This is a genomic window from Pelagibius sp. CAU 1746, assembly GCF_039839785.1.
In the GTDB taxonomy this organism is placed as follows: Bacteria; Pseudomonadota; Alphaproteobacteria; order Kiloniellales; family Kiloniellaceae; genus Pelagibius.
Genome location: NZ_JBDOQT010000001.1, coordinates 1,416,900 through 1,434,662 on the forward strand (window position 1 = coordinate 1,416,900; position 17,763 = coordinate 1,434,662).

Here is a 17,763-nt window from a genome sequence, read left to right on the forward strand (position 1 = left end):
TCGATCTTGGGCGGATCGACGCTTCGGCGCCGCCGGGGCCTTCCAAGAAGGCATTTTGAGGTAGTGGGCTGAATGGCGACCAAGGCAAAAGAAAGCGCTGAAGCGGCGGAATCGCGCGAGGAGTCCTCTGACGGGCCGCTGATGGACTCAATGTCCGCCGCGGTCAAGAAGATGATCGCGAAGGCGAAGGAACGCGGCTACGTCACCTATGACGAGTTGAACGCCGTTCTGCCGCCGGACCAGATGTCCTCCGAACAGATCGAGGACACCATGTCCCTGCTCTCGGAGATGGGCATCACCGTCATCGAGAGCGAGGAGCAGGACGACTCCTCCGGCGATGAAGAAGCCAAGGACGGCGAGAAGACGGTCACCGGCAACCTCAACGACGACGACATCGGGCGCACGGACGATCCGGTGCGCATGTACCTGCGCGAGATGGGCTCGGTGGAGCTGCTGTCGCGCGAGGGCGAGATCGCCATCGCTAAGCGCATCGAGGCCGGCCGCGAGAAGATGATCGGCGGTATCTGCGAGAGCCCGCTGACCATCCGCGCCCTGCTGGCCTGGCGCGAAGCCCTGATCGAGGGCCGCATCCTGCTGCGCGACATCATCGACCTGGACGCCACCTACGGCGGCGGGCCCTCCGAGGACGCCATGAACCAGGCGGTCGAGGAGATCGCCGAGATGGAGGACGAGCCCCCCGCCAAGGAGGGGTCCAAGGAAGAGGCCAAGGACAAGGACGCCAAGGAAGACGCCAAGGGCAAGGGCGGCAAGGCCGCCAAGGCCGAAGAGGACGCTACGGCCAAGTCCAAGGGTAAGAAGGCCAAGTCCGAGGACGAGGACGAGAAGTCCGGGGAAGAGGGCGAGAAGGCCGAGGGCGAAGGCGACGACGACGATGACGAGGAGGAGGAGAACTCCATCTCCCTCGCCGCCATGGAAGCCGCCCTGCTGCCGCAGGTGCTCGACACCTTCGACGAGATTTCCAAGACCTGGAAGAAGATCACCAAGGTCCAGGAAAAGCGCCTGACCCATCTGCAGCGCGGCGAGAAGATCACGCCGCAGACCGAGAAGCGCTACGAGAAGCTGACGCATGAGCTGGTCGAGCTCATGGAGGGCGTGCACTTCAACAACAACCGCCTCGAGCAGCTCGTCGACCAGCTCTACGGCCTCAACCGCCGCCTGGTCGGTTTCGAGGGCAAGATGCTGCGCATGGCCGAGCGCTGCGGCGTCGACCGCCAGGACTTCCTGGACCACTACTTCACGCGCGAGCTCGACCCGCGCTGGGTCAGCCGGGTGAAGCGCCTGACCGGCAAGGGCTGGTCCAAGTTCGCCGAGCGCTACGGCGATGACGTGAAGGCCATCCGCAAGGAAGTCGGCGAGATCGCCGCCGAGAGCGAGCTGCCGATCAGCGAGTTCCGCCGCATCGTCAAGACGGTGCAGACCGGCGAGAAGGAAGCCAGCAAGGCCAAGACCGAGATGGTCGAGGCCAACCTGCGTCTCGTCATCTCCATCGCCAAGAAGTACACCAACCGCGGCCTGCAATTCCTCGACCTGATTCAGGAAGGCAACATCGGCCTGATGAAAGCGGTCGACAAGTTCGAGTACCGCCGCGGCTACAAGTTCTCGACCTACGCCACCTGGTGGATCCGCCAGGCGATCACCCGCTCGATCGCCGATCAGGCGCGCACCATCCGTATCCCGGTGCACATGATCGAGACCATCAACAAGCTGGTGCGCACCAGCCGCCAGATGCTGCACGAGATCGGCCGCGAGCCGACCCCGGAGGAGCTGGCCGAGCGTCTGGTCATGCCGCTGGAGAAGGTGCGCAAGGTCCTGAAGATCGCCAAGGAGCCGATCTCCCTGGAGACGCCGATCGGCGACGAGGAGGACAGCCACCTCGGCGACTTCATCGAGGACAAGAACGCGGTCATTCCGCTGGACGCGGCCATCCAGTCCAACCTGCGCGAGACCACCACGCGGGTGCTGGCCAGCCTGACGCCGCGCGAGGAGCGCGTGCTGCGCATGCGCTTCGGCATCGGCATGAACACCGACCACACGCTGGAAGAAGTCGGCCAGCAGTTCTCGGTCACCCGCGAGCGCATCCGCCAGATCGAGGCCAAGGCGCTGAGGAAGCTGAAGCACCCCTCGCGCTCGCGCAAGCTGCGCTCGTTTTTGGATACCTGAGCAAAGCAGACAGACCAAAGGCTTAGGGCCGCTCTCCGGAGCGGCCCTTTTCCGTTGCACCCCGCGCCGGTCGCGTTAGCCTCTCCGGCCATGGAAATCGTCTTTCTCGGCACCGGCTGTCCGGTGGTCTCGACCGAACGCTACGGGCCGTCGCAGCTCATTCTGGGCGCGGCGGCCAAGGTGCTGGTCGACTGCGGCTCCGGCGTGACGCAACGCCTGCTGGCCGCCGGCACGCCGGGGCGCGGCCTCGACGCCCTGCTGCTGACGCACCTGCATTCCGATCACCTGGTCGACCTCTACCAGCTTATCGTCTCCTCCTGGCACCAGGGCCGCGACCGGCCCCTGCCGATCTACGGGCCGCCGGGCACGCGGCGCTACGTCGAAGGGCTCATGGCGCTGTGGGAGCCGGAGCTCAGCCAGCGCATCGCGCATGAAAAACGCCCCTCCACCGAGGCCTTGAAGATCGCGGTGACGGAGATTGCGGCAGACGAGGTCTTCGACATCGCCGGCCTGCGGGTGCGGGTGGTGCCGGTCGACCACCAGCCGGTGCGCCATGCCTTCGGCTTCGTCTTCGAAGAGAAGGGGGAGCGCCTGGCGCTCTCCGGCGACACCCGGCGCTGCGCGGCGCTGATTGAAGCGGCGCGGGGCGCGGACCTGCTGGTGCACGAGGTCTTCGTGCACCGCGAGATGCCGGTGGTGGAGGGCGTGCGCTCGGCGGAGACCGTGGCCAACGTGGCGAGCTACCACACGCTGTCGGATGAGGTCGGCAAGATCGCGGCCGAGGCCGGCGTGAAGGCCCTGGCGCTCACCCACTTCGTGCCGCCGGCCTGCGACCGGGCGGCGCTGCTGGTCGAAGTGGCTGCCGATTTCGCCGGGCCGCTGGTCCTGGCCGAGGACCTGCTGCGCATCGACCTGACGGCGCGCCGCGTCGCCTATGGCCAGGCGGTTCTGGCACTGGGCGGGCCCGCCGCCGGGGCGCGGCGATGACACAGCGGTATCACGCCGATCGCCACCTTGTTGCCATGATCGCTGCCTAGATGCACTTGCGCCGGGCCGGAGACGGCCCTTGGAAAGGCAGCAAGAGGTACTAGACCAATGTTATGCAATCGAACGGCGCAGCGCTGCGGCGGGCGCCGGCTGGGACTTTTTGCCGCCGCGCTCGCAGCCTTCACCATGGCCGCGGCGCCGGTGGCGCCGGCCTGGGCCGATCCGCCGCCCTGGGCGCCTGCCCACGGCTATCGCGCCAAGCACAAGAACAAGCACTATCGCTATTCGGATTACCGGGCGCCCTTCGACATCGGCCTCGGCCGCTGCAATCGGGAAACTCTGGGCGCCTTGCTGGGCGGTGCTGCCGGTGCCGCCGCGGGCACGCAGATCGGCTCGGGCAGCGGCAAGACCGCCGCCATCATCGGCGGCGCGGTCGTCGGTTTCCTGGTCGGCGGCAGCCTCGGCCGCTCCATGGACCGCGTCGACCAGAACTGCGTCGGCCAGGTTCTGGAGCACGCGCCCGACGGCTCCGACATCACCTGGATCGGCGCCGATCGGACGCGCTACCAGGTCGAGCCGCTGCGCACGTATCAGACCGCCGGCGCCTACTGCCGCGAGTACAGCGCCACCGCCGTGATCGGCGGGCGCAGCAGGGAAACCTACGGCACCGCCTGCCGCCAGCCCGACGGCGCGTGGAAACTCCAGAACTGATCGATCGATTGAGCTTCCGGCCCGGCGCGCCATCGCGGCGCCGGGCCGGTGACGCCTGCAAGGAGCGAGTTGTGCTAGCCCGCCGGTCCGGCCAGCAGGTCGATGCGCACGCGGGTGATGCCGTCCTCCAGGAAGTCGAGCTCCCTGGCGGCGGCGCGGGACAGGTCGATGATGCGCGGCTTCACGTAGGGGCCGCGGTCGTTGATCAGCACCACCACCGAGCGCCCGTTGGCGAGATTGGTGACGCGCACGCGGCTGCCGAACGGCAGGCTGCGGTGCGCCGCGGTGAGGGCGGCCATGTCGAAGCGCTTGCCGCTGGCGGTGCGCCGGCCGTGGAAGCCCGGCCCGTACCAGGAGGCGAGCCCGACGTGGCTCTCGATAACCTTCTCCCCGGCCGGCGGCAGAGCGGCCAAGTCATTGCCGCTGCCGCCGTCGCGGGAATCGGCCGGTAAGGCGCAGCCGGCGACGAGCAGCAGGCTCAGCAATGCGCCGAGCGCCGCCGTGCCGTGGCGCCGTGCCGCTGCAGGGCTGCTCGAAGGGGGGCGGGCTCTCCCCGCCGGTCCCCCGACTTCCATCTCCCTACTTCGACTCCCCTACTTCCACCAGGGATCGCCGAGGTCGATGGTGTCCTCGTCGGTCAGCGCGCCGGTCAGGCCGCCGGCGCCGGCGCCGATCAGGGCGCCTTCCACGATCCCCAGTCCGGTGACCGCGCCGAGGGCCGTACCGGCCGCTGCGCCGATCCCGGCGCCGCTGAGGCCGCGGTCGCCGGTGGAGCTGCCGCAGGCGGAGAGCCCCAGGGCGGCTGCGAGGAGAAGGGCCGGTGCGAAAGCGGATAAACGAATCATTTATATCTCCCTGCCTCAATGGACTGATTGCTGTCTGGGCAGGGATATAGGGAGCGTCAGCTTGTTGTTGCTATGTCAAAACTGTGCCCTTAAAAGCTTCTGATCTTACATTGCCGGCTGAGGGCGTAATCTCTGCAGTCAAGCCTCGCCGGCAATTGGAGCAATACCTCGGTGCTCCTGTTGTAGACTTGGTTTTCGTCTTATTTGTTGTTCCGGTTTTGTCTCGGGTCGGGCGGTGAAGGCCGGAAAGCCATGCCGGTATCGTGGCGGCTCTGCGCCGCCGGGGCATGAGGGGAGGGTCCCTGTTGGGTTGTAGGTCGTTTCGTTCTTCGCGTGTGCCGGCTGTGCTGGGGGTGTCGCTCGGCTTGCTGTTGCTGCTCGGCGCCTGCGCGGCGCCGCTCGGCCCCGAAGCGGGTTCCGGCAGCGGGGAAACTGCCGCCGCCACGCCGCGTGCGCAGATCCCCAAGCCTCTGACGACGCAGCAGGTGGCGCGCCCGGACGCGCCGCGCCTGACGGAGGTGACGCCGGCCGGTTTCACCGCCCTGCCCAAGCCGCCCGCGCCGGCGCGCCCGCGGCCGGCCATCGTCGCGGCCAAGCGCCCCCTGCAGTGCGTGCCCTACGCGCGCGAGCTCTCCAGCATCGCCCTGCGCGGCAACGCCTGGACCTGGTGGCAGAAGGCCGAAGGCCGCTACGAGCGCGGCTCGGCGCCGCAGGTCGGTTCGGTCCTGGTGCTCAGCAAGTCGCGGCGCCTGCGCCTCGGCCATCTGGCCTATGTCGCCGAGGTGGTGAGCAGCCGCGAGATCATCGTCCACCAGGCCAACTGGCTGAACCGCGGCCAGATCCACCGCTACACCCCGGTTCGCGACGTCTCGAAGAACAACGACTGGTCCCTGGTGCGCGTCTGGTACACGCCGGGCCAGCAGATGGGTTCGGGCCACTATCCCGCCTATGGCTTCATCTACCCGAAGACCGGCGGGACGCCGGAGCTGCGCCAGGCCGCCAACTAGGCCCTGCGCTGCGCCGCCGCCCGAGGAATAGGAATTCCTCCTGCCCAATTCGCTTGATCTGACGCTGTGCGGCGGCACAATGGCGGCCAGGGACGTTCTTGGGGGCCTGTAGTTCAGCGGTTAGAACCCGCCGCTCATAACGGCGTTGTCGCAGGTTCGAATCCTGCCGGGCCCACCACCCTCCGGAAGCGGTCTCCGCTTCTCCCCTGTTCGTTCGCCAGGATCCGGATCCCTTCCGCTTGCCGCGCGGACGGGTCTTCAGCGGGCGGGCTACTCCATGCCGAGCTGCTGATAGACTCGCTTCACATAGCCGCCAAAGACATCGGAGGTCTTCAAGTCCAGGCTGCGCGGCTGCGGCAGGTCGATGGCGAAGTGATCGGACATCTTGGCGGGGCCGGCAGTCAGCACGGCGCAGTGAGAGCCAAGGAAGATGGCTTCCTGGATGCCGTGGGTGACGAAAACGATGGTTTTGCCGCTCTGCTCCCAGATGCGCAGCAGTTCCAGGTTCATTTTTTCCCGGGTGATCGCGTCCAGAGCGCCAAAGGGCTCGTCCATCAGTACCAGCTTGGGATCGTGGATCAAGGCGCGGGCGATGGCCGCGCGCTGCTGCATTCCGCCGGACAGCTCGTAGGGCCGCTTGTTCTCGAAGCCGCCCAGCCCGACCATGTCCAGGAGGTGCCTTGCCCGCTCCCGCGTTTGTTTGCGCGGCAGGTGCAGGATATCGGCGGGAAACATGACGTTCTCGAGGATGGTCCGCCACTTCAAGAGCAGCGCTTGCTGGAAGACCATGCCGACGTCGCGGCCCGGGGTGAATTGGGTCGCGCCGAGGCCGATCTCGACCTGGCCTTCATCGGCCTCATGCAGTCCCGCCAGGATCTTCAACACCGTGGTCTTGCCGCAGCCGGAAGGACCGACAACGGAGAGCAACTCGCCCTCGCGGATATCCAGCGTGACGTCGGAAACCGCGACGAAGACCTGTCCATTGGTGCGATAGACCTTGCGGACGTTCTGCAGCCGAATGAAGGGCGGTCGCGAAGCGTCAGCTTCCATCGTGCCGTTTCCTGCGGGCGCATTCACGACAGCCACCTCTCTCTGTTGGCGGCGACGAAGCCGTCGTCGCTGAGGTCCGGGTGATCGCGATAGACCCGGTCGATCTCGGCGGCCTGGCCCGGCCCCAGGCCTTCTTGCGGATCGAGACACCAGATGCCCTCCAGCAAGCCTTGCCGGCGCAGCACCTCGTGACAGCCGGCGATGCAGCCGTGGAAGTTGTTGGCAACGTCGAAGAAAGCCGCGTTGCAGTCCGTCACACGGCTGTCGAGCGCCAGCAGCTCGGGGTCCATCGTTCCTCCGGCCTCGATAGCGGTGTGAATGCGCTCAAGGAGCGTGACCGCCTGGCGGGTCCAAACCGACCAATGGCCGAGCAGGCCGCCTCTGAACCGAAGGGTCACGTCCTCCCCCGCGCGGCGCACGCGAAAGGGTGTCGCCAGATCCGCGACGATGTGGTCGTCGTTTCCGGTGTAGAGCGTGATCCGGTTTTCCGCGCGGGCCTCGGCAATTCCCGACACGACATCCAGGGTGCGGTAACGGTCGAAGGGGGCGACCTTCACGGCGACGGCGTTGTCGATCTCGGCGAAAGCGCGCCAGAACGCGCGATCCAGGGAAATGCCGCCGACCGCCTGTTGCATGTAGAAGCCGATCAGCGGAATCTCCTCCGCGACGCGGCGGCAGTGCGCCAACAGCTCCTCGCGCGATGCCGAGCGCAGGGCGGAGAGGCTTAACAGGCCCGCATGATATCCCAGGGAAACGGCCGTCTTGGCTTCCGCCACGGCCTGCGACGTGGACCCGCAGAGTCCGGCGATCAGGAACAGCGGCCGGTCGCTCCAGGCCACGCTGTCTTCGGCCGCCGCGGCCAGTACGCTTTCGAAAAGACCGGTTTCGCGGATCGCGAACTGGGTCGTGTGGACACCCACCGCCAAGCCGCCGGCGCCGGCATCCACGTAGTAGCGGGTCAGGGCGCGCTGGCGTCTCCGGTCGAATTTGCGGGCCGCGTCGAGCGCCAGGGGATGCGCCGGGATGACCGCGCCGCCGCGCAGGACTGCGATCCGCTCCGCGGCAATATCACTGTGATGCAAAGCCATACTAAGTCACGCGTCCTCTTGTCTCTCGTGCCGGCGTCTTCAGCCGAATTCGGGGCCGGCAATGGCCGCCAGGGCCGTGGCCCGCGGGAGGTGAAGCTGCCCGCGTACCATGCGTCTAAAGGTCCGCTGGCGCCGGAATCCGCGGGCCGCCAACACCGCCGCCAAGCCTGGCCGATCGCCGGCGATGTCGATAAAGACGGGTCCGCGCAGCTTGGCCAGGGCTTGGCTCAGCAGCCCTTCTGCGATCTTGTCGTCTTCGGCGATGAGCGGCCCAAGCTGCGTCGCGCTCGCGCCGTCGCGCCCCAGGACAAAGGCGCGTCCGTCGGCGGTGGTCCATGCCGCCTGCGGCAGCCGCGCGGCGATCTGAGTCAGAAGATCTCCCCGTTCGGCACCGAAGGCAGCGGCATCCAGCGCGATGACGGCGGCGAGTCGTTCCGCTGTATCGATGGGCAGGAAAGTCCGATTGCCGGCCGGCTCCGGGCAGTCTTCGGCGAAGCCCTCCCAGCGCTCGATCTGCCGTTCGCCGTCGAAACCGAGATCGCGATAGACCCGCTCGCCCGCCGGAGTGGCGTCGAGCACGGCGGCGCGCCCCATCCCCTCCAGCGCTTGAAGGCCGTGCTGCAGCAGGCGGCGCGCGGCCCCGCGCCCGCGCTCGGAAACCTTCACCAGCACCATGCTGAGCCAGGCAAAGTCCTCCCCATAGGGCAGGATCGCCGCCGTGCCGATCAGGGCACCGTTCTTGCGCAAACCGAAGACCCGGCCATGGTCGAAGAAGAAGCCCCAGTCGGCGGGAAGCTGGTTCCAGCCGGCCTCCTCTGACAGCGCCATGGCTTCTTCCACCGCCGCCTGCGTCAGGGTCTCCGCTGCGGGAGCGTCAGTAAGCGCCATCGCGAACCTCGAAGTGGGTCGGCTTTTGGTAGCTCGGCAGATCCTTGGACACCCAGTCCGCCGTCCAGGCGATCATGCGCTCCAGCGGCACGATGGGGTAGCCGAAGAGCCCGTTGGCCTGGCTGGTGTTGCTGAGCCAGGCTTGCGGCGCCTCCGCCCCCTCGATGACCGGCTTGCGGTCCAGAAGCGTGCCGAACTGCTTGGCGAGCCAGCGCACGGAGACGGTCTCCGGCCCGGTGACGTTGATCGGCGTCGTCGGCGTCGTCGCCTGCTTCAAACAGCGCAGCGCCTGGGCATTGGCATCGCCCTGCCAGATGACGTTCACATGCCCCATGGTCACGTCGACGGGCTGTTTGTCGCGCACCTTCACGGCGATGTCGTGCAGCACGCCGTAGCGTAGGTCGATGGCGTAGTTCAGCCGGAACAAGCGGCCGGGCGTGTCATGCTGCTGCGAAAAGTACTGAAACAGACGTTCGCGCCCGATGCAGGAGTTCGCGTATTCGCCCGGTGGCGTCAGCTTGGTCGTCTCGTCCGCCCCGCCGCCGTCCACCGGCACGAAGCTGTAGACGCAGCCGGTCGAGAAACTCACCAGGCGCGACGCCCGGAATGTTTGCGCGACCAGGGCCGGCACATAGGCGTTCATCGCCCAGGTCAGGGGCTCGTCGCCGCCCGAGCCGAACTTGCGGCCCGCCATGAAAATCACGTTCTTGCAGAACGGCAGCCGCGACACCGCCTCCGGATCCAAGAGGTCGCAGGCGATCGTTTCGACGCCCTGTTCATCGAGGCCCTCCCGCAGGTCGGGCTCGCTAAAGCGAGCTACCGCGATCACGCGCTTGCCCGGCGCCGCGCGCCGCGCAAGACAGGCAAGGCTCGGCCCCATCTTGCCGCCGGCCCCGAGCACCATGATGTCGCCGTCGGTGGCTGCCAGATCGTCGATCAAGGCCTCGCTCGGGCGCGCCAGAAATTCTTCCAGCGCCGCCACGTCGGCGAAGCGCTCCGGCAGCTTGTGCGCCGACAAGAGGCAGGGAGTCGTCTGAGATTCTTTGCGCGCCTTGCTCATCGCGCCCACCACTTCGCTCACGACATCCTCGCATCTTTGGGAACGGAAAAATACTCGAGTACCAACACCAGCAGGTAGAGCAGAACGCCGAGGCCGGTGATCAGGATCACCGCCATGAACATGGCCGGCGTGTCCAGGCTTGCCTGCACTTGGATCATCAGATAGCCGAGCCCACGCTCGGAGGCGATGAACTCGCCGACCACCGCGCCGGCGACCGCCAGGATCGAGGCCACTTTCATGCCGGAGAAGATATAGGGCAGCGCGCCGGGCAGTTGGATGTAGATGAACTTCTGCCAGCGCGAGCCGCGCAGCGAGTTCACCAGGTCCAGCAGATCCGGCTCGATCTCCCGCAGGCCGCGAATGGTGGTCAGCAGAATCGGAAAGAAGCAGAGGCTGAAAGTGATGAGAATGTTGGTGCCGATCCCGTAGCTGAACCAGACGATCACCAGCGGACCCAGGGCGACCTTGGGGATCATGTTCAGGGTCACCAGCAGGGGGAAGACCAGGAGTAGGAGCGCCTTCGACCAGGTGAAGACCAGCGCGCAGGCAACGCCCAGGATCACCGCAAGGGCATAGCCGCCGAAGATCTCCAGCGTCGTCACCCAGGTGTTCTCGAGCCAGCCATAGTGACTGCCTGACAGGGTCGCCAGAACGTCGCTGGGCGGCGGCAGAATGAAATTCTTGACCTCCAGGAGGACGACGAGAACCTCCCAGACCGCGAGGGCGGCGAGATGCACCAGGATCACCACGGCGCGGCGCTGCAGGACTTGGCGGCGCTCCGCGGCGCGGCGATTGGCTTCGGCGTCCAGAGCCGCCATGTCTTCAGGCGCACTTCCGGAGACCGGTGGGGACTCGGGCATGTTTACCACCAAGACACTCCTCTCATGAGCCTCGAGCCTACAGGCGGGGTGCCTGGGTGTCAACCAACTGGTTGGTTATTTATCTGGGCGGAGGGCGGAGAGAACCAGGTCGATAACGTGCTGACGCCGGCGGGCAACCTCTCCCGGCGCCGCCATGTCGCGGTCGAAGATGGCCGAGAGCGTGCTGTTGTTGGAGAAATAGAAGTACGATAGTCCGGCGATGGAAATGTAGAGATTGACCGGCCCGAAGCGGTCGTTGAAAACGCCTTCGCCGATGCCTCTGCCGAGGGTTTCCTTGATCAGTTCGACCAGCGGCGAGTGCATCGCCACCACCTCGCTGGACTCCGCCAGGTGGCGCGCGCTCATCCGGTTTTCGTCGTTGAGAAGGGCGATGAATTCAGGGTGTTCGGCAAGATAATCGAAGGAAAAACCGACCAGGCGCTCCATCGCGGCCGGCGGTGACAGATCGGAGAGCTGCAGTTCCTTTTCCCGCTCTCGGATGCGGCCATAGACCTCCTCCAGCGACGCGAAGTAGAGGTCTTCCTTGCTGCCGAAGTAGTGGTAGACGAGCTGCTTGTTGACCGCGGCGCGGCGCGCGATCTCGTCGACCCGGGCGCCGGCCAGCCCCTTGTCGGCGAACTCCGAGATCGAGGCCTCCAGCAGCGCCTGGCGGGTGGCCTGGGGGTCACGGCGCGCCCCACGGGCGGGCTGGCCGGCGCGGCGGGAGGCGGAGGGTTTCGGCATACAGACCTCGTTTCAACCAACTAGTTGATTATTTATTGATCGGCTAAGAGAGAATGGGTATCGTCCCGAAGAGTGGTTGCCAATCCCGTAGTTTACTTTCTGTCCGCACAAGGCGTTCCCTGCAAGCTTACAGCAAGGGGCCAAGGCGGGGCGAAGACAGAAGCGAAAGGGCCGTAACGGGCGCCGGTTCGGGATTTCTCATCAAGGAGACGAAGGGCGACGGGAACGAGAACAGGAGGCACTGGTGAAACAGCTACGACTTTTGGCCCTGGCGGCCGCAGCCCTGACCCCTATGAGCGCGGCAGCCGAAGAAATCGACATGATCCTTAACTGGGTGCCCACGGCCGACCACGCCCCCTACTTCTATGCCGTCGAGGCCGGTTGGTACGAGGAAGCGGGGATCACCCTGAACATCGAAGCCGGGCGCGGCTCCGGTGCGGCGGCACAGCGTGTCGGCGCCGGCATCTCCCCGATCGGTGTCGCCGACATGGCCACCGCCCTGGTCGCCAAGAGCAAGGGCGCGGACTTCGTTGCCGTGATGGCGGTTTATGCGAATTCACCCCAGGGCTTCTATTGGCTGAAGAGCAACGGCATTTCCGGTCCGGCCGACTTTGCCGGCCGCAAGATCGGCAATCCGCCGGCCGACGCCTCCCGGGTGATGTGGCCTATGTTCGCACAGGAAGTCGGCATTGCGCCGGATTCCGTGCGTTTCGTGAACGTCAGCCCGCAGGCCAAGCTGCCTTCCCTGAAGAGCGGTGCTATCGACATTACGAGCGACTTCTACAACGAGCACGACCTTAAGGTGCGGGAGTTCGGCGACGATCTCGGCTTCGTCGCTTGGCGCGACATCGGGGTCAACCCCTATGGCAACGCGGTGATCGTCAATGCCGAATTCATGAAAGACAATCCCGATACCGTCGCGACCTTCACCAAGGTCACCCAGCGCGCCTTCAAGGCCTGTGTGGAGAACGTCGAGCCCTGTCTCGACGCGCTGCTGGCGAGCGTTTCCGGATTGGACCGGCAGAATCAGCGCGATCAGTGGAACCGGATCAAGGAACTGATGCGCGACGACACCACGACTTCCGTAGCTCTCGGCGCCTTCGACGACTCCCGCATGGCCGCCGACTACCGGATGGTCGAAACGCACTTCGGTGTCGAGCAGCCCTTTGACGTGAAGGCCGTGTACACGAACGCGTTGCTCGACCTCACCATCAAGATGGCGAAGGAATAACCCGCTTGTTCCCGGCCGCTTCCGGGCGGCCGGGCCCGCCTCCCTCTTCGCCGCCTTTCCGAGGGAGCGGCCCTGGCGAAGACGCCTACCGGGAACTCTCGTTGCCGAGCATTTGTTTTTCATAGACCGACGAGATGTTGCTGCCGTCCCAAATGTAGCAGAGGTGACGTTCCTGACGGGCGTTGGACAGAAGCCGTGGGCGGAATACGGCGGCGCATTCTCCCGCCGTGCGCCGCACGCTGTCATAGGCGATTCCGTCGGAGGCTTGCCGGCGCAGGCTCCGCGCCAAATGCTGACTCGCGGCGTAGTCGTTCTTGTCGTAGACGAGCGCGTAGTCCGCCTTCCTTTTGCGCAGATCATGCAGGTCGCCCGCGAGGTCGATGAGGTAGACGCGCATGTCCAGCTCCATGCGCGCCTGCGCCGTCGCCCTCATGAAGCGCTCACGATGGTGCTTCGTCTCGGCGATCGCGGTGGCGAGATCGCCGGCGGCGTAGAACACGCCGTAGCTGCCGTCGGAGAACCGGCTGCCGTCGGGGTTGAGATGGGTGAAGGCCGCCATGACGATGCTGGTGCCGGGACCGCTGATCCGGTCTTCGGGCGGGATCAGGCGAATGTCGCCAACCTCGTCCCGGATGCGCGGGTTGGTCAGAGCCTCCAGTTCGAAGACCGCTTCCAGGTCGTCCGGGTCGGTTATCCGCTCGAACAGCTGGATAGGCGGAAACCGGCTCGGGATGATCCGCCAGCACGGTTTCCACTCGATGCTGGCAAGCGGCGGCGTCACGCCCAGCCGCCGCGCTGCGCATCCAGGTATTGCCGCACGACGAAGAGGTCGGCGACCTGGCCCGACAACATCCGTTCGAGCGCGGAGCGCCCACCGAACAGCGGCGCGGCGTTCGCTCGCCGCACCCATTCGTCGGCTGCCCTCTCGTCGGGAAGCAGCACCTGCAGGGCCTTGTAGATCCCGAGGATATAAGAGAGGCGCTCCAAGGTGTCCTTGGGCAGGGCCGTGTTCGGGTCTTTTTTCCATTTGAAGAAGGTCGAGCGCGCCGTCAGTCCGAGCAGCGCCATCTGTTCGTCCACGGAAAGCCCCCAGAGGCCGGCAATTCTGAAGAAAGCGCGCAGGCCGGCCCCCGACAGGCTCTTGCGGTCGGCCGCTGCCGCGCGGGGTTCGGTCTTCATCATAATACTCCATAAGTAGTCTATAATAAATATATAGTCTATTTATGGACTTTCCGCAACAACCAATTCGGGGCGCCCCAAGCCGCCGGGAAGGCTGGCTTCTTGCCGGCTTCCTGGGGGACAGGGGCTTCCTTGGCGTTTGACAGCGCAATCGGATTGGTCAAAACTCGGAGGTCAGGCGCCGCGCGACGGCGCGTCATACAAACATGCGGAAAGACCGCGCGAGGCAGCGTTGCCCCAGAACCGCCCTGACAGAAGGGACGGGTCTTGGGGCTTTTTTCGTTTTAGGAGCGGGTTTTGATGTCAGGGGAGATCCCCCTCGGGATCCTGTTTTCGGTCACCGGGACCTACAGTCTGATCGGTCAGGCCTGCCTGGCCGGCGCGCGTCTGGGGCTGGAAGAGGTCAACGGCGACCCGCGCTATCCCTTCCGCTTCCGTGCCGAGATCGAAGATCCCGGCGCGAATATCGACGACTATCACGCGCTGAGCGAGGCGATGCTGCGCGAGCGGGGCTGCCGCCACATCATCGGTACCATCACCTCGATCGGGCGCAAGGAAGTCATCCCGATCATCGAGAAGTACGATGCGCTGCTCTGGTACATGTGCCCCTACGAGGGCTTCGAGTGCTGCGAGAACGTCATCTACACCGGCGCCAGCCCCAACCAGCACATCGTTCCGCTGTTCCGCCATCTGCTGCCGCGCTACGGCAAGCGGGTTTACCTCGTCGGTTCCAACTACATCTGGGGCTGGGAAACCAACCGCACCGCGCGCGAACTGGTGCAGGCCTCCGGCGGCGAGGTGGCGGGCGAAAAATATCTACCCTTCTCGGCGCAGGACGTCGGGCGCCTGATCGAGGACATCCGCGAGCAGCGGCCCGACTTCGTCCTCAACAATCTGGTGGGCACTTCCAGCTACGCCTTCCTGGCCGCCTATCATGCCGCCGCGCGCGAAGACGCTTCCTTCGCGCCGGGACGCCGCCCGGTGGTGAGCTGCAACCTGACCGAGGCCGAGCTGGACAGCGTCGGCCCGGCGCAGGCCGGCCTGATCTCCACCGCCATCTACTTCGACAGCCTGGAAACCCCGGCCAGCCACGCTTTCCGCCAGCGGGTCCGGGCGCGTTTCGGCGCGGCGCGGCGCAACTCGGTCTACCTGGTGAACGCCTATGTCGCCGTGAAGCTGCTGGCCGAGGCGATCCTCGCCTGCGGCAGCGACGAGATCGAGGCGGTGAAGGAGGCGCTCTTCGCGCTCGACCTGGATACGCCGCTGGGGACGACCCGGATCGATCGCCGCACCAATCACGCGGCGCTCAGGCCCTACATCGGCCGGGTCGAGGGAGACGGCGTCTTCAAGGTCATCGAGGCGGCGCCGGAGCCCATTGCTGCGGACCCCTACCTGGTCGATTTCGACGCCCGCGCCTTCGCCGCCGATGTCGAGCGCCGCTCCGCGGCGGGCACCGGCCCGGCCCGCTTGAAGGTGGTGAAATGAACGGCTTCCGCACGCCCAACTTCCGCGGCTGGCAGGTGGCGGTCCTGCACCGCGAGGATGCGGGCATGCAGCGGCTGGCCCGCCAACTGGAGCGCTTCGGCGTCGCCACGCAATTCGCCTGGCCCTGCCTGGAACGCCTGGAACCGGCGGTCAAGGCGGTGTTCTTCGACGGCGACAGCGGCTACGACGGTCTCTTTCCCTGGCCCGCCGGCCAGCCGCCCGTGCCGCTCATCGCGCTGATGCGCTCCGAGGCGCCGGGGCGCCTGGAATGGGTGATGGCCCAGGGCATCTCCTCGCACCTCGTCAAGCCGGTGCAGTCCAGCGGCGTCTACAGCGCCCTGGTGCTGGCCAGCCACAGCTTCGCCCAGGCCCGCGAGCAGGAGGCGCGCATCGAGGCGTTGCGGAAGCGCCTGCGCCAGCGCCCGGAGGTGATCCGCGCGGTGCTGACGCTGATGCGCCTCGGCGGCCTGGACGAGGACAAGGCCTTCGCGATCCTGCGCGCCGCCGCCATGGAGCGGCGCGTCACCGTGGAAGCTCTCTGCGCGGCCGCCGACGAGGTCGTCCTGCGCGCGCTCTTGCCCCGGCGCCAAAGCGGTGGTTTCGGCGTGCGATGACGGTGCTCAAGGAACTGCTGCGGCGTAAGCTTGCCGTCTTCGGGCTGCTGATCATCGCCGTCATCGTGATCATGGCGCTGCTGGCGCCGTTCATCACCCCCTTCGCGCCGGACGCACAGCTCTTCGAGGGGCTGACCTTGGAGGGGGCGCCGCTGCCGCCGGGCGGAGACTTCATTCTCGGCACCGACCTTCTGGGCCGCGACCTCTTCTCGCGTCTGGTCTACGGCGCGCGCACCTCGCTGGTGATCGGCATCGTCGCCAACGGCGTCGCCGTGCTCACCGGCGCCATCATCGGCATCACCGCTGGGTTCCTGCGGGGCTTCGTGGGTGCCCTTCTGATGCGCTTCACCGATCTGATGATGGCCTTTCCCGCACTTCTGCTGGCGATCGTTCTGGCGGCGATCTTCCGTCCCAGCCTGTGGATCGTCGCGCTGGTCATCGCCATGGTGAACTGGGTGCAGGTGGCGCGGGTCATCTACACCGAGACCATCTCTCTTTCCGAGCGTGATTTCGTCGAGGCGGAGCGCAGCCTCGGCGCCTCGCGGCTGCGCATTCTGGTGCAGCACATCGCCCCGCACCTGGTGTCGACCATGGTGGTCTGGGCGACGCTGGGCATCGCGACCACGGTGCTACTGGAGGCGACGCTCAGTTTCCTCGGGATCGGCGTGCAACCGCCGACGCCAAGCTGGGGCAACATCATCTTCGAGAACCAGACCTACTTCACCACCGCGCCCTGGCTGGTCTTCATTCCCGGCGCGGCGATCCTGCTGCTGGCATTGTCCTTCAACGTCGTCGGGGACGCCCTGCGCGACATTCTCGACCCCAAGCAGAAGGGCCGAAGCTGATGGCGGCTTACCTGCTGCGGCGGCTGCTCGGGTCGGCGTTGATCCTGCTGGGGATCAGTCTGGTGACCTTCGTGCTGCTCTATCTGCTGCCGGCCGACCCGGCGCGCCAGATCGCCGGGCGCAGTGCCACCGCGGCAACTGTGGAGAGCATCCGCGAGCAGCTCGGTCTCAATCTGCCGTTCTATGAGCGCTATCTGCACTATCTGGCCGGCCTGTTGCAGGGCGACCTGGGCCGCTCCTACATCCAGAAGACCGAGGTCAACACCCTGATCGCCTCACGGCTGCCGCCCAGCCTGCTGCTCATGGCCGCCGGCATCTGCGCCGAGCTGGTAATCGGCCTGACTGTCGGGATCGTCGCGGCGGTGCGTCGGCGGACGAAGCTCGACCAGGGTCTCATGGTCTTTTCCTTCGTCGGGGTCTCGGCGCCGCAGTTCGTGGTCGGCATCCTGTTGATCTATGTCTTCGCCTACTGGCTCAACTGGTTTCCGCTCAGCGGTTACGGCACGCCGCAGCACGTGGTGCTGCCGGCCCTGACTCTCGGATTTCTGGGCGCCGGCTGGTACGCCCGCATGATGCGCTCCTCCATGCTGGACGTGCTGCAGCAGGATTTCGTGCGCACGGCGCGGGCCAAGGGCCTCAGCAAGGGGCGGGTCGTGCTGCACCACGCGGTACCCAACGCCCTGCTGCCGGTGGTCGCCATGGTCGGGATCGACATCGGCCTGCTGATGAGCGGCATCGTGGTGGTCGAATCGGTCTTCGGTTGGCCGGGCATCGGTCAACTCGCCTGGCAGGCCATCCAGCGCGTCGACATTCCCATCATCATGGGTGTCACCCTGGTGGCCGCCTGCGCCATTGTCATCGGCAATCTCGTCGCCGACATCGTGGCGCTTTTCATCGATCCCAGGATCAAGCTCAGGTGAGTGAAGCAGTGTTGTTGCAGAAGGGGAGGAACGCCTCCGGGCGTTCGATCAAGTTCAGAACAGGGAGA

The 17,763-nt window shown here is 66.3% G+C and carries 19 protein-coding genes and 1 tRNA gene; 10 read left to right on the forward strand and 10 right to left on the reverse strand.

The window, feature by feature from the left end:
* Positions 1–72: 72 nt before the first annotated feature.
* The 3 genes from rpoD to AAFN88_RS06805 all read left to right on the forward strand — a co-directional run bounded on the left by rpoD (position 73) and on the right by AAFN88_RS06805 (position 3,879).
* Positions 73–2,181, forward strand: a complete 2,109-nt coding sequence (rpoD, locus tag AAFN88_RS06795) for an RNA polymerase sigma factor RpoD (protein ID WP_347519273.1) — start codon at positions 73–75, stop codon at positions 2,179–2,181.
* Positions 2,182–2,271: 90 nt separating this feature from the next.
* Entirely contained in the window at positions 2,272–3,168 is an 897-nt protein-coding gene (locus AAFN88_RS06800) for an MBL fold metallo-hydrolase (RefSeq protein WP_347519274.1), read from the forward strand.
* A gap of 108 nt (positions 3,169–3,276) precedes the next feature.
* Positions 3,277–3,879 carry a glycine zipper domain-containing protein gene (locus tag AAFN88_RS06805; RefSeq protein WP_347519276.1) on the forward strand — a complete coding sequence of 201 codons (603 nt, stop codon included), beginning with the start codon at positions 3,277–3,279 and terminating at the stop codon, positions 3,877–3,879.
* Positions 3,880–3,953: 74 nt separating this feature from the next.
* On the opposite strand, the gene AAFN88_RS06810 is transcribed toward AAFN88_RS06805, so the two are convergent.
* Complete coding sequence (locus tag AAFN88_RS06810) at positions 3,954–4,454, reverse strand: septal ring lytic transglycosylase RlpA family protein (RefSeq protein ID WP_347519277.1); 501 nt, start codon at positions 4,452–4,454, stop codon at positions 3,954–3,956.
* 18 nt (positions 4,455–4,472) lie between these two features.
* Positions 4,473–4,724 carry a hypothetical protein gene (locus AAFN88_RS06815; protein WP_347519278.1) on the reverse strand — a complete coding sequence of 84 codons (252 nt, stop codon included), beginning with the start codon at positions 4,722–4,724 and terminating at the stop codon, positions 4,473–4,475.
* A gap of 365 nt (positions 4,725–5,089) precedes the next feature.
* Here AAFN88_RS06815 and AAFN88_RS06820 point away from each other — a divergent pair, with 365 nt between their 5' ends.
* Positions 5,090–5,731, forward strand: coding sequence for a CHAP domain-containing protein (locus tag AAFN88_RS06820; RefSeq protein WP_347519279.1), 642 nt, complete (start codon positions 5,090–5,092; stop codon positions 5,729–5,731).
* A 102-nt stretch (positions 5,732–5,833) separates the two neighbouring features.
* A tRNA-Ile gene (locus tag AAFN88_RS06825) sits at positions 5,834–5,909 on the forward strand.
* Positions 5,910–6,001: 92 nt separating this feature from the next.
* On the opposite strand, the gene AAFN88_RS06830 is transcribed toward AAFN88_RS06825, so the two are convergent.
* The 6 genes from AAFN88_RS06830 to AAFN88_RS06855 all read right to left on the reverse strand — a co-directional run bounded on the left by AAFN88_RS06830 (position 6,002) and on the right by AAFN88_RS06855 (position 11,421).
* A complete protein-coding gene (locus tag AAFN88_RS06830; protein ID WP_347519281.1) occupies positions 6,002–6,781 on the reverse strand; it encodes an ABC transporter ATP-binding protein in 780 nt (259 codons plus the stop codon).
* Positions 6,782–6,804: 23 nt separating this feature from the next.
* Positions 6,805–7,869: a dihydrodipicolinate synthase family protein gene (locus AAFN88_RS06835; RefSeq protein WP_347519283.1), complete on the reverse strand. Its 1,065-nt coding sequence runs from the start codon at positions 7,867–7,869 to the stop codon at positions 6,805–6,807.
* A gap of 39 nt (positions 7,870–7,908) precedes the next feature.
* Positions 7,909–8,757, reverse strand: a complete 849-nt coding sequence (locus AAFN88_RS06840) for a GNAT family N-acetyltransferase (RefSeq protein ID WP_347519284.1) — start codon at positions 8,755–8,757, stop codon at positions 7,909–7,911.
* The gene (locus AAFN88_RS06845) at positions 8,744–9,838 is read right to left on the reverse strand and encodes an NAD-dependent epimerase/dehydratase family protein (RefSeq protein ID WP_347519285.1); all 1,095 of its coding nucleotides are present in this window, start codon (positions 9,836–9,838) and stop codon (positions 8,744–8,746) included. The genes AAFN88_RS06840 and AAFN88_RS06845 overlap by 14 nt, the downstream gene beginning before the upstream one ends.
* Positions 9,835–10,635: an ABC transporter permease gene (locus AAFN88_RS06850; protein WP_347519286.1), complete on the reverse strand. Its 801-nt coding sequence runs from the start codon at positions 10,633–10,635 to the stop codon at positions 9,835–9,837. Before AAFN88_RS06850 ends, AAFN88_RS06845 begins: the two co-directional genes overlap by 4 nt.
* Before the next feature lie 117 nt (positions 10,636–10,752).
* Positions 10,753–11,421, reverse strand: coding sequence for a TetR/AcrR family transcriptional regulator (locus AAFN88_RS06855; RefSeq protein ID WP_347519287.1), 669 nt, complete (start codon positions 11,419–11,421; stop codon positions 10,753–10,755).
* A 244-nt stretch (positions 11,422–11,665) separates the two neighbouring features.
* On the opposite strand from AAFN88_RS06855, the gene AAFN88_RS06860 reads away from it, so the two are divergent.
* Positions 11,666–12,652, forward strand: coding sequence for an ABC transporter substrate-binding protein (locus AAFN88_RS06860; RefSeq protein ID WP_347519290.1), 987 nt, complete (start codon positions 11,666–11,668; stop codon positions 12,650–12,652).
* Between the two features lie 85 nt (positions 12,653–12,737).
* Here the strand turns inward: AAFN88_RS06860 and AAFN88_RS06865 are convergent, their stop codons facing one another.
* Complete coding sequence (locus tag AAFN88_RS06865) at positions 12,738–13,433, reverse strand: RES family NAD+ phosphorylase (RefSeq protein WP_347519292.1); 696 nt, start codon at positions 13,431–13,433, stop codon at positions 12,738–12,740.
* Positions 13,430–13,831: an MbcA/ParS/Xre antitoxin family protein gene (locus tag AAFN88_RS06870; RefSeq protein ID WP_347519294.1), complete on the reverse strand. Its 402-nt coding sequence runs from the start codon at positions 13,829–13,831 to the stop codon at positions 13,430–13,432. Before AAFN88_RS06870 ends, AAFN88_RS06865 begins: the two co-directional genes overlap by 4 nt.
* 300 nt (positions 13,832–14,131) lie before the next feature.
* Between AAFN88_RS06870 and AAFN88_RS06875 the strand changes: the two genes are divergently transcribed.
* From AAFN88_RS06875 to AAFN88_RS06890, 4 genes are read left to right on the forward strand one after another with little or no spacing between them, the layout of a single operon-like run.
* On the forward strand, positions 14,132–15,316 hold the full coding sequence (locus AAFN88_RS06875) for a transporter substrate-binding domain-containing protein (RefSeq protein ID WP_347519296.1): 1,185 nt from the start codon (positions 14,132–14,134) through the stop codon (positions 15,314–15,316).
* A complete protein-coding gene (locus tag AAFN88_RS06880; protein ID WP_347519298.1) occupies positions 15,313–15,930 on the forward strand; it encodes an ANTAR domain-containing protein in 618 nt (205 codons plus the stop codon). Before AAFN88_RS06875 ends, AAFN88_RS06880 begins: the two co-directional genes overlap by 4 nt.
* Positions 15,927–16,775 carry an ABC transporter permease gene (locus AAFN88_RS06885; RefSeq protein ID WP_347519300.1) on the forward strand — a complete coding sequence of 283 codons (849 nt, stop codon included), beginning with the start codon at positions 15,927–15,929 and terminating at the stop codon, positions 16,773–16,775. The genes AAFN88_RS06880 and AAFN88_RS06885 overlap by 4 nt, the downstream gene beginning before the upstream one ends.
* Positions 16,775–17,695: an ABC transporter permease gene (locus tag AAFN88_RS06890; protein WP_347519302.1), complete on the forward strand. Its 921-nt coding sequence runs from the start codon at positions 16,775–16,777 to the stop codon at positions 17,693–17,695. Before AAFN88_RS06885 ends, AAFN88_RS06890 begins: the two co-directional genes overlap by 1 nt.
* The last annotated feature ends 68 nt before the right edge of the window (positions 17,696–17,763 follow it).

Coding starts and splice junctions, on each gene's coding strand:
- rpoD (WP_347519273.1), top strand. CDS start 73: ATGGCGACCAAGGCAAAAGAAAGCGCTGAAGCGGCGGAATCGCGCGAG.
- AAFN88_RS06800 (WP_347519274.1), top strand. CDS start 2,272: ATGGAAATCGTCTTTCTCGGCACCGGCTGTCCGGTGGTCTCGACCGAA.
- AAFN88_RS06805 (WP_347519276.1), top strand. CDS start 3,277: ATGTTATGCAATCGAACGGCGCAGCGCTGCGGCGGGCGCCGGCTGGGA.
- AAFN88_RS06810 (WP_347519277.1), bottom strand. CDS start 4,454: ATGGAAGTCGGGGGACCGGCGGGGAGAGCCCGCCCCCCTTCGAGCAGC.
- AAFN88_RS06815 (WP_347519278.1), bottom strand. CDS start 4,724: ATGATTCGTTTATCCGCTTTCGCACCGGCCCTTCTCCTCGCAGCCGCC.
- AAFN88_RS06830 (WP_347519281.1), bottom strand. CDS start 6,781: ATGGAAGCTGACGCTTCGCGACCGCCCTTCATTCGGCTGCAGAACGTC.
- AAFN88_RS06835 (WP_347519283.1), bottom strand. CDS start 7,869: ATGGCTTTGCATCACAGTGATATTGCCGCGGAGCGGATCGCAGTCCTG.
- AAFN88_RS06840 (WP_347519284.1), bottom strand. CDS start 8,757: ATGGCGCTTACTGACGCTCCCGCAGCGGAGACCCTGACGCAGGCGGCG.
- AAFN88_RS06850 (WP_347519286.1), bottom strand. CDS start 10,635: ATGGCGGCTCTGGACGCCGAAGCCAATCGCCGCGCCGCGGAGCGCCGC.
- AAFN88_RS06855 (WP_347519287.1), bottom strand. CDS start 11,421: ATGCCGAAACCCTCCGCCTCCCGCCGCGCCGGCCAGCCCGCCCGTGGG.
- AAFN88_RS06870 (WP_347519294.1), bottom strand. CDS start 13,831: ATGAAGACCGAACCCCGCGCGGCAGCGGCCGACCGCAAGAGCCTGTCG.
- AAFN88_RS06875 (WP_347519296.1), top strand. CDS start 14,132: ATGTCAGGGGAGATCCCCCTCGGGATCCTGTTTTCGGTCACCGGGACC.
- AAFN88_RS06880 (WP_347519298.1), top strand. CDS start 15,313: ATGAACGGCTTCCGCACGCCCAACTTCCGCGGCTGGCAGGTGGCGGTC.
- AAFN88_RS06885 (WP_347519300.1), top strand. CDS start 15,927: ATGACGGTGCTCAAGGAACTGCTGCGGCGTAAGCTTGCCGTCTTCGGG.
- AAFN88_RS06890 (WP_347519302.1), top strand. CDS start 16,775: ATGGCGGCTTACCTGCTGCGGCGGCTGCTCGGGTCGGCGTTGATCCTG.